Annotated in this window: 9 protein-coding genes; 2 read left to right on the top strand and 7 right to left on the bottom strand. The window is 70.1% G+C overall.

The window, feature by feature from the left end; genetic code table 11:
* The 7 genes from ACIRDX_RS18105 to ACIRDX_RS18075 all read right to left on the bottom strand — a co-directional run.
* A partial coding sequence (locus ACIRDX_RS18105; RefSeq protein WP_396626840.1) for an efflux RND transporter permease subunit occupies positions 1–289 on the bottom strand: 289 nt, incomplete at its 3' end.
* 42 nt (positions 290–331) lie between these two features.
* Positions 332–1,645, bottom strand: coding sequence for an efflux RND transporter periplasmic adaptor subunit (locus ACIRDX_RS18100; RefSeq protein WP_396626839.1), 1,314 nt, complete (start codon positions 1,643–1,645; stop codon positions 332–334).
* Positions 1,645–3,390: a TolC family protein gene (locus ACIRDX_RS18095; RefSeq protein ID WP_396626838.1), complete on the bottom strand. Its 1,746-nt coding sequence runs from the start codon at positions 3,388–3,390 to the stop codon at positions 1,645–1,647. Before ACIRDX_RS18095 ends, ACIRDX_RS18100 begins: the two co-directional genes overlap by 1 nt.
* 55 nt (positions 3,391–3,445) lie before the next feature.
* On the bottom strand, positions 3,446–3,910 hold the full coding sequence (locus ACIRDX_RS18090) for a Spy/CpxP family protein refolding chaperone (RefSeq protein WP_396626837.1): 465 nt from the start codon (positions 3,908–3,910) through the stop codon (positions 3,446–3,448).
* 48 nt (positions 3,911–3,958) lie between these two features.
* Positions 3,959–5,173 carry a 4-hydroxy-3-methylbut-2-enyl diphosphate reductase gene (locus ACIRDX_RS18085; RefSeq protein ID WP_396626836.1) on the bottom strand — a complete coding sequence of 405 codons (1,215 nt, stop codon included), beginning with the start codon at positions 5,171–5,173 and terminating at the stop codon, positions 3,959–3,961.
* Between the two features lie 66 nt (positions 5,174–5,239).
* On the bottom strand, positions 5,240–5,857 hold the full coding sequence (locus ACIRDX_RS18080; protein ID WP_396626835.1) for a hypothetical protein: 618 nt from the start codon (positions 5,855–5,857) through the stop codon (positions 5,240–5,242).
* Entirely contained in the window at positions 5,857–6,519 is a 663-nt protein-coding gene (locus ACIRDX_RS18075) for an RNA polymerase sigma factor (RefSeq protein ID WP_396626834.1), read from the bottom strand. The genes ACIRDX_RS18080 and ACIRDX_RS18075 overlap by 1 nt, the downstream gene beginning before the upstream one ends.
* 162 nt (positions 6,520–6,681) lie before the next feature.
* Between ACIRDX_RS18075 and ACIRDX_RS18070 the strand changes: the two genes are divergently transcribed.
* Both ACIRDX_RS18070 and ACIRDX_RS18065 read left to right on the top strand, forming a co-directional pair.
* Entirely contained in the window at positions 6,682–7,323 is a 642-nt protein-coding gene (locus tag ACIRDX_RS18070; RefSeq protein WP_396626841.1) for a DUF4159 domain-containing protein, read from the top strand.
* 157 nt (positions 7,324–7,480) lie between these two features.
* Entirely contained in the window at positions 7,481–8,176 is a 696-nt protein-coding gene (locus ACIRDX_RS18065; RefSeq protein ID WP_396626833.1) for an HAD family hydrolase, read from the top strand.
* Positions 8,177–8,366 lie beyond the last annotated feature (190 nt).

Raw genomic sequence — 8,366 nt, 5'->3', positions numbered from 1 at the left:
ACACGAAGTTCAGCCGCACCGTGCTGCTGCCCTCCGACGAGGTCGAGCTCAGCTGGTCGAGGCCCGCCACCGCGCTGACCGTCTGCTCGATCGGCCGCGTGATCGTCTCCTCGATCTCGCGCGGCCCAACGCCCGGATATCCGACGCGGACCGTGAGGCTGGGGAAGGTCAGGTCGGGCAGCAGGTCGACCGGCAGCTGGACCAGCGAGATCGCGCCGAGGAGCACGATCACGGCGCTGATCATGAACATCGTGACCGGGCGCTCGATGGCTGTACGAGGAATGCTCATTGGTGTCGTCTCTGCTAGAAGCCGCGAAGGGAACGGATTCGACTACTGGCCTGCCGCCGGCGCCTTTGGCGCACCTGCGCCGGGGGCGGCAGGGCCTCCGGCGCGCGGCGCCTGGCCGGGCTGACCTGCGCCGGGTCCGCGCCCGCCGCCACCACCGCCCGGACCGCGACCCGCGCCGGCCAACAGCACCCGCGCGCCGTCACGTAGCCCCGTGGCGCCGGTGGTGACCACCTCGTCGCCTTCCTTCAGACCGTCGGTGACCTCGATCCGGTCCGCCTCTTCGAGCCCGAACTCCACGCCGCGGAACACCGCCTGCCCCTTGACCACCAGGAACACGCCACGGCGGCCCTGCGAGGTGACCAGTGCCGACTTCGGGACGACGAGGGCGTTCTCCTTGTTGGCGCTGATGAGGCGCACCCGGGCGTACATGCCCGGCTTCAGGCGTCCCTTGGCGTTGGGGATCTCCACTTCCATCTCCGCCGTACGCGTCGCCGGGTCGAGGACGGGGGCCACGCGCGCCACGCGGCCGGCGAACGTCTCGCCGGGGTAGGCATCGACGGTCACCGACGCACCCGCGCCGACGCTGACCTTGCGGAGGTCGCGCTCGACCAGGTTCACGACCAGCCGGACGATCGAGATGTCGACCACCGAGAGCAACTGGACGTTCTGTGTCACGAAGGCGCCCGGGTCGACGAGCCGCTTGGCGACGAAGCCGGTGACCGGCGAGTTGACCGTGGTGTTGGCCAGGTTGATACGGAGCTCTTCGCGCCGTGACGAGGCAGCCTGCAACTGCGCCTGCGCGAGGTCGAGCTGGGCCTGCGACGCCTGGTAGCGGGCCTCGGCGTCGTCGAGCGACTGGCGGGGCAGGAGCTGGCGGTCGAACAGGCTCTTGTTGCGGTCCAGGTTGGTCTTGGCGAACGACAGGTCGGCCTCGCGCTGGCGGATCGTCGCGCGCGCCACCTCGTACGAGGCGTCTGACTGGCGGAGCTGCTCGCGGATCTCCTGGTCTTCGACCTTCGCGAGGACCTGGCCCCGGCTGACCGGGTCGCCGATGCGCACGTTGATGCTCTGGAGGCGCCCCTGCGCGCGCGGCACCACGTCGACCGTCGCCGCGCCCACCAGGCTGCCGACCACCTCGACGTAGGCCTCGAGCGAGGCGCGGCCGACCTTGACCAGTTCCACGGTCATCGGCGGCTGCCCGCCCGCCATGGGGCCGCCAGGCCCGCCCGGGCCACCCTTGGCCTGACCCGCGCCGGCCGGCCCTTGCTTGCCGGCGTCGTCCTGTCCACCGCCACAGGCGGCCATGCCGACGCTCGCGACCAGCGCGAGCGCCACCCAGACATTCCCCGTCCGCATCACTGACCTCCGACGCCAGGGATGCCGGTGGTGCCGGTGCCTGTGGTGCCCGTCGTGTTGGTGTTGGTGCCCGTCCCGGTCGTCCCGGTGGTGCCCGTGTTGGTCGTGCCGGTGATCGTCACGCCCGCGCGTCCCGACGTCAGCTGCGCCCGCTCGAAGTCGACGAGCGACTTCTGGTAGTCGAGCGCGGCGCGCAGGAGCGCGTTCTCGGCGGTGAGCAGATCGCGCTGCGCCTGCACCACGAAGTAGTTGGTGGACAGGCCGACGTCGAACTTGCTCTGCTCGGCCTCGAGGCGCTTCTGCGACAGCTCGCGCGAGACGCGCGCGGCCTCGACGCGCTTGAGGTTGGCATCCACCTGCAGGCGGGCGTTGGTGATCTCGGCGGCGATCTGCAGCTCGAGGCTGCGGATCTGCGTGAGGCTCTGCTCGAGCCCGATCTTGGCGCGCTCGTACTGGGCCGCCTGCGGGTTCGGGCCGATCGGGTAACTGAACTGGACCTGCGCCGTCCACGTCGGATACTCGCGCTGCCACATCAGGTCGAGCGCATCGATGTAGCCACCCGGGATGGTCTCGATGATCGGCCCGCCTGTGCCCTGCCTGATGATGCGGGTACCGCCGATGCCCTGGCCGCCGTAGTTGGCCACGAGGTTGGCCGACATCAGCCGCTGGTTCTTGAGCAGTGCCATGTTGGCGTCGGTGATCTCCAGGTTGCGCCGGCGCTCGGCGAGGTCGGTGCGGTTGGCCAGCGCCGTCTTCAGCGCTTCCTCGATCGAGACGGGCTGCTCGGTGAGCGTCGGCCGATCGATGGGGTTGATCCGCAGCGTCCACAGCGGGTCGCTGGTGCCAGACACGATGAGGCGCTTGAGGGTCAGTTCGGCCGTCTCGAGCTGCGCCTCGAGGGCGGCCAGCGTCTGGCGCCGCGAGGCGGCCTCGGCCTGGGCCTGCACGACGTCGATCGGCGCGAGCGTGCCGACCTCGACGCGCACCTGGTTGTCCTCGACCAGGTTCTCGGCCAGCGCGAGCGACCGGCGCGCGACGTCGACGACCTCGCGCGCGAACACGAGGTCCCAATACGCGTTGCGCACCTGCGCCAGCGTGTTGGTGACCGTCGTGCGCACCTGCACGTCGGACAGTTCACGGTTGATCTGGGTGATCTTCAGCTGCGTGCGCGTGGCATCGATGGCGCGGCCGCGGATGAGCGGCTGCACGAACTGGGCGCTGAGCAGCGTGTTGTACTGCGGGTTGAAGGTGACGAACGCGTTGTTGTTGTCGTTGCGCCGGTTGTTGAACGTCACCTGGTACGAGCCGCCCCACCAGGGCAGGGACTGCTGCATGCCGAAGTTCCAGGTGAACTGGTCGTTCTTGACCCGGGCGCCGCCCACCAGCTGGCTCGTCGGCAGCTGGTAGGTGCTGTTGAAGCCCACCAGCGACGTCGCCGTCGGGTTGAAGAGGGCCTGCAGCGCCTTCAGGCTGTAGTCGAAGGCCGTCGGGTTGAGGCGCTCGACGGCGATGTCGAGGTTCTTCTCGAGGGCGATGGCCACCGCTTCCTCGATCGTGAGGGCGCGCTCGGTCGGCGTCGTCGTGCCGACGCCACCCTGCCGGGCGCCGGTGCCGACGATCTGCAGCAGCTCCGCGACGCGGGCGTCCGACACCGGGGCCGAGCGGTCCTGTGCCAGCGCCGGGACCGGCGCGAGGCCGGCGGTCGCGGCGGCCAGCGCCGCGGCCAGGTACATCACTGATCTCACGAACGATCCTCCTGCCGGCCCATCGGGTCGGCGGTGTCCAACGGCCCTGCCCCGCTCACTCGCGCGGACGGGTGGGGGACTGCGGCGCGGCCATCTCCGCCGCCCGCGCCTGTTCCCGCTCGAACGCCTCCAGCCGCACCCGTTGGTCGGGCGACAGCAGCCGGTGCATCCGGTACAGCATCAGCGTGCGCGTCTTGGCCAGCGCGCTCCGCGCCGCTTCCACCCGGTCGATGGTCCGCACGACGACCGCCTCGTCGTCGTTGGACTCGGCGAGCAGCCGCGAGAGCGTCGCCTCCTGCTTCTCGAGTTCGGTCTTCTCGGCGCGCAGTTCGTCGCGAACGGACTGGAAAATCCGCTCGATCTCGGTCGTCTGCGCGTCGCTCAGGCCCACCCGGGCCTTGCAGACCGGGTTTTGCCACCATTTCGAGGGTTTTTGTCCCTCGGAGGTCCCCGCGAGGCTCGACCCCAGGCTTACCGCCAGGGTCACCAGACACGCGGCTCCCATCACCAGCATCTTCATGAGCACACCTTCCCCGTCCTCCGGGTACGGCCGCCGGGCAGCCGTCGTTTACCCGAGGGGCGGCGGGGCGGCGGCAAACGCGGCCAGGCGCTCCACGACCATCCCGATGATGTTGTTCGGCGTCGACGCCCCCGCCGTGAGGCCGACGCGGATCGGACCGCTGGACGGCAACCATCCTTCGGTGGTGATCTCGGCAACAGGGCCAGGGGGATGATCCAGCGGCGGGACCGGGCGGTGCCGCACGGACAACGGGCTCTCGAGTCCGTCGACCTCGGCGATGTGGAAGGTCGGCACCCGTTCGGCGCAGATCCGTGCCAGGTTGCACGTGTTGCTGCTGTTGTACCCGCCCACGACCACCATCAGGTCGAGCGGTTCGGTGTCCAGCAGCGTGAGGACCGCGTCCTGCCGCTCCTGCGTCGCCGAGCAGATCGTGTCGAACGAGCGGTAGCGTTCGGCGAGGGCCTCGACGCCGTAGCGATCGGCCATCGCCTGGCGCAGCATCTCGGCGATCTCCAGCGACTCCGACATCAGCATCGTCGTCTGGTTGGCCAGGCCGATCTGCAGGAGGTCGCGGTCCGGGTCGAACCCGGCCGACGCCGCCTTGCCGAAGCGCGCGAGGAAGTCCTCACGGTTGCCGCCGCGCCTGATGTAGGTGCACACCTCATCGGCTTCGCGCTTGTCGAGCACCACGAGGTACTTGCCCCCCGGGAACTTGAGCGCCTGGCTGGCCGTGGCCTGCGTCTCCTCGTGCTTCACCTTGCCGTGGATCACGGCCGTGAAGCCCTCGCGGGCGTACCGGGTGACGTTCTTCCACACGTTGAGCACCGACCCGCAGGTGGTGTCGACCATGGTGCAGCCCAATTCCTGCAGCCGCGCCAACTCGTGGACGGTGACGCCGAACGCCGGGATGATCACCACGTCGCCAGGGCCGAGCTCGGGCGACGGCTCCCCCGGGTCGCTGAGGAACCGGATGCCGGCGGTGCGCAGCTTCTCGTTGACGTGCGGGTTGTGGATGATCTCGCCCGTCAGGAAGACCCGCTGGTCGAGGAACCGCTTGCGGGCCTGGTAGGCGTAGTCCACCGCGCGGTCCACGCCATAGCAGAACCCGAACTCGCGGGCGAGGTGGATCGTGAGTCGGCCCTGCTCGAAGCGGAAGTCGCTGGCGCGGATCCGTTCGACGACGTCGCTGTGGTAGTCGCGGGCGAGCTCACCCTTGACGGCGTCCTTGAGGTCGAGGCCCTTCCGGAAGATGAGTGGTTGCACCAACGCCCAAGTATATAGGGCGAGCCTGGCAAAACGGGCATGCCGCCCGCGGCAGGGCGTGCCGGCCTAGCGTTTCGTGCGGGCGCGGGCGTCGGCGATCCGGGGGGTGAGTTCGTCGAGCGCGCGGAATTCCTTGGTGCGGCTGCGGGTGAGCGCGGCGTCGATCTCGACGAGCATCTGCTCGTCGGTCTCCTGTTGCACGCCCGCCGGCACGCCCCGCATCGCAGGGGCCGTGGCTCGCCATGTGGGCGCGGCGGTGAAGGACGCGGGCCCGATGAGGCGGCCCGCCCCGATGCCGATCACCAGCCCGCACGCGGCGGCCAGGGCCACCCAGCGGCGGTAGGCCGGGGGCGGCGTGGCCCGGTGGACCGTGGCCGGGAAGGCCAGGACCTTGCCCGACTGGCCCTCGAGCCGACGCAGGATCACATCGTGCTGGCGGTCCAGGCGGGCGGCCGAGATGCGGTCGTCGAGGTAGGCCCCGACGTCGTGGCCGAGGTCGGCACACTCCTCGCGCACGACCGACAGTCGCTGCGTGCACTCGTCGCAGCGCTTGACATGGCGAAGGTACCGGGCGGCCAGCGCATGCTCACCCGTCGCCAACAGGGCGTGCAGCTCCAGGAGCGACTCGTCGCTCAGGTGGGGAGTATCCCAGCGGCCGAACCAGCGCGTAGGGCGCATCAGCATCAGGCGTTGTCCCGGTCGGGCGAGTCGCCGAACGCGGGATCCTCCGACAGCAGCGAGCGGAGCCGACGCAGGGCCCTGAACAGGTGCACCCGGATCGTCGTTTCCCGCAGGCCCGTCACTTCGCTCACTTCGCGGGTGCTCGCGCCCTCGATCTGGCTGAGCAGCACCACGGTCTTCTGTCGCTCCGGCAACCGGGCGATGGCCTCCATCAGGCGCGCCCCGCGCTCGCGACGCAGGGCCAGCGCCTCCGGCGTGCTGTCGCGGGGCACCGCCACGCGGTCGAGCGGGTTGGACTCGCCCAGATCCTCGGCGGCCACCATCCAGCGGGCCCGTCGGCCGCGCGCCTTGACCCGGTCGAGACAGCTGTTGACCAGGATCCGCGTGAACCACACCTCGAACGACCGGCCGTACTCGAAGTCGCGCAGGTGCGTGTAGGCCTTCACGAACGCATCCTGCACGGCCTCGTCGGCATCGGCCGACTCCCGGAGGTAGTACAGGGCGATCCGCGTCGCCTTGCGCTGATGCTTCCGCACCAGATCCCCGTACAACTCTCGCGCCGCCGCGCCGTCGCCCGCCGCCAGGTGCGCCTTCACGGCCGCAGCCAGTTCGATGTCGCCGGGCGCGCCGACGGCGATGGATCCGGGCGGGCGCAGCGTCACCATCAGTGGGTACGCCCCCGACCGGTTCCCGCGTTTACCTGTGATCGCATCGGCCCTGCCACGCTACTACGGGGAGTCGACGTTTACAATTGCCCCGTGCCCCTGACGCGCCGGGACTTCATGACGCTGGCCTCGGCCGCCGCCGGGGTCGCGGCATGGGGCGACATGCCCCTGCAGGCGCAGCCGCGCCCGTCGGAGTTCGTGTTCGCGCGCCTGCGGTACGCATCGGGGGACTGGGACTACAACCCCAAGGTCGCGGCCAACGTCCTCAACAGCGTCCTCGAGTACACCAGCATCCCCGTGTACCGGGACGAGGTCGTCATCCCGGCCGACGCGGCCGACTTGCCGGCCTTCCCCTTCCTGTTCATGACCGGGCACCTGCTCGTGCGGTTCAGCGCGCGCGAGCGCGAGGGGCTGCGACGCTTCGTGGAGCAGGGCGGCCTCCTGTTCTCCGACGACTGCAACCACGATGTCGACGGCCTCTACGCCCGCAGCTTCGAGCAGGAAATGCGTGCCACCTTCGGCGCGGCCGGCGCGATGCCGAAGCTGCGGGCGTCGCATCCCCTCTACCGGTGCTTCTTCCGGTTCGACACGCCCCCCACCACCGCCCACGAACTGAACGGGTGGGGCGACGACCTGGTCCACGATTACCTGCGGGGCATCGAGCATCAGGGCCGCCTCGGCGTGCTCTACAGCAACAAGGACTACGGCTGCGAATGGGACTACGACTGGAAGAACAAGCGCTTCCGCCGCGAGGACAACACGAAGCTCGCCGTCAACATCGCGGTCTACGCGATGACCTCATGACCCGCCTTCGCCTGGCGGCTTCGGCGGGGCAAGCCCGAGTTCGCCTGCCGGCTGCGGCCGGGCAAGCCCGCGTTCGCCTGGCGGCTTCGGCCGGGCAGGTCCGCCGTGGCCTGGCGGCTTCGGCAGGACACGCCCACTCGGACAGCGGGGAGGTCGCGTGGGCCCGGGCCTGACCCTGTTCATCGACGCCGACGACACCCTCTGGGAGAACAACATCTACTTCGACTCCGTGATTGGCCGGACGGCCACGCGGCTGGCCGAGTACGGCGTCACCACCGATCGCACGCGCGAGGCGCTGATGGCGATCGAGCGCAAGCGCACCCGCGCCCACGGCTACGGCTCGCTCAACTTCGGCGCCTCGCTCGAGGTGCTGTGCGAGCACGTGGGCCTCGTGCACGCCCTCGACGAACTGCGGCCGTTCCTGCGCGCCGAGATCGCGTCGTTGCGGCGCAAGCGCCTCGAACTGCTGCCCGAGGTGCCCGACACGCTGGCCTACCTCCGCCGGCGCCACCGGGTGGTGCTGTTCACCAAGGGCAATCACGACGAGCAGTGGGACAAGGTGGTGCGGTCCGGGCTGCGCGACCACTTCCACCAGGTGGACGTCGTGCGCGAGAAGGACACCGCCGCGTACGTCGATGCAGCCCGCCGCCTCGGCGTCCGCGCCGACGGCGCGTGGATGATCGGCAACAGCCCCAAGTCCGACATCCTGCCCGCGCGCGAGGCAGGCTTCGGCGCGGTGTTCGTGCCCCATCCCGGCACCTGGGCGCTCGAACTCGCAGAACTCCCGCCCGACAACCACGACGCCGGCATCCTCCGCATCGACACCTTCGCGCAACTGCAGGATCTCTTCTAGGCCACAGGCGATGGGCCACAGGCGACCTGTGGTCGGTAGCCCATGGCCAATGCGTGCCAACACCCTACGTGCCGCCCATCTGCACGAGGTCGACGCCGGCGTAGTACGCGGCCAGGGTCTGCGCCACCGAGTGGCCGGCCCGAATCCGTCCGATCAGGCCGATCTGGCACAGGCCGACGCCGTGGCCCGA

Source organism: Luteitalea sp. (assembly GCF_044337415.1).
In the GTDB taxonomy this organism is placed as follows: Bacteria; Acidobacteriota; Vicinamibacteria; order Vicinamibacterales; family Vicinamibacteraceae; genus Luteitalea.
Note: the sequence above shows the minus strand (reverse complement) of the source record. Positions and strands in the feature narration are given on the sequence as shown.

What these genes read in the sequence shown, in the direction of transcription:
- ACIRDX_RS18100 (WP_396626839.1), bottom strand. Translation starts at nt 1,645, where the DNA reads ATGCGGACGGGGAATGTCTGGGTGGCGCTCGCGCTGGTCGCGAGCGTC.
- ACIRDX_RS18090 (WP_396626837.1), bottom strand. Translation starts at nt 3,910, where the DNA reads ATGAAGATGCTGGTGATGGGAGCCGCGTGTCTGGTGACCCTGGCGGTA.
- ACIRDX_RS18080 (WP_396626835.1), bottom strand. Translation starts at nt 5,857, where the DNA reads ATGCTGATGCGCCCTACGCGCTGGTTCGGCCGCTGGGATACTCCCCAC.
- ACIRDX_RS18075 (WP_396626834.1), bottom strand. Translation starts at nt 6,519, where the DNA reads ATGGTGACGCTGCGCCCGCCCGGATCCATCGCCGTCGGCGCGCCCGGC.
- ACIRDX_RS18070 (WP_396626841.1), top strand. Translation starts at nt 6,682, where the DNA reads ATGCCCCTGCAGGCGCAGCCGCGCCCGTCGGAGTTCGTGTTCGCGCGC.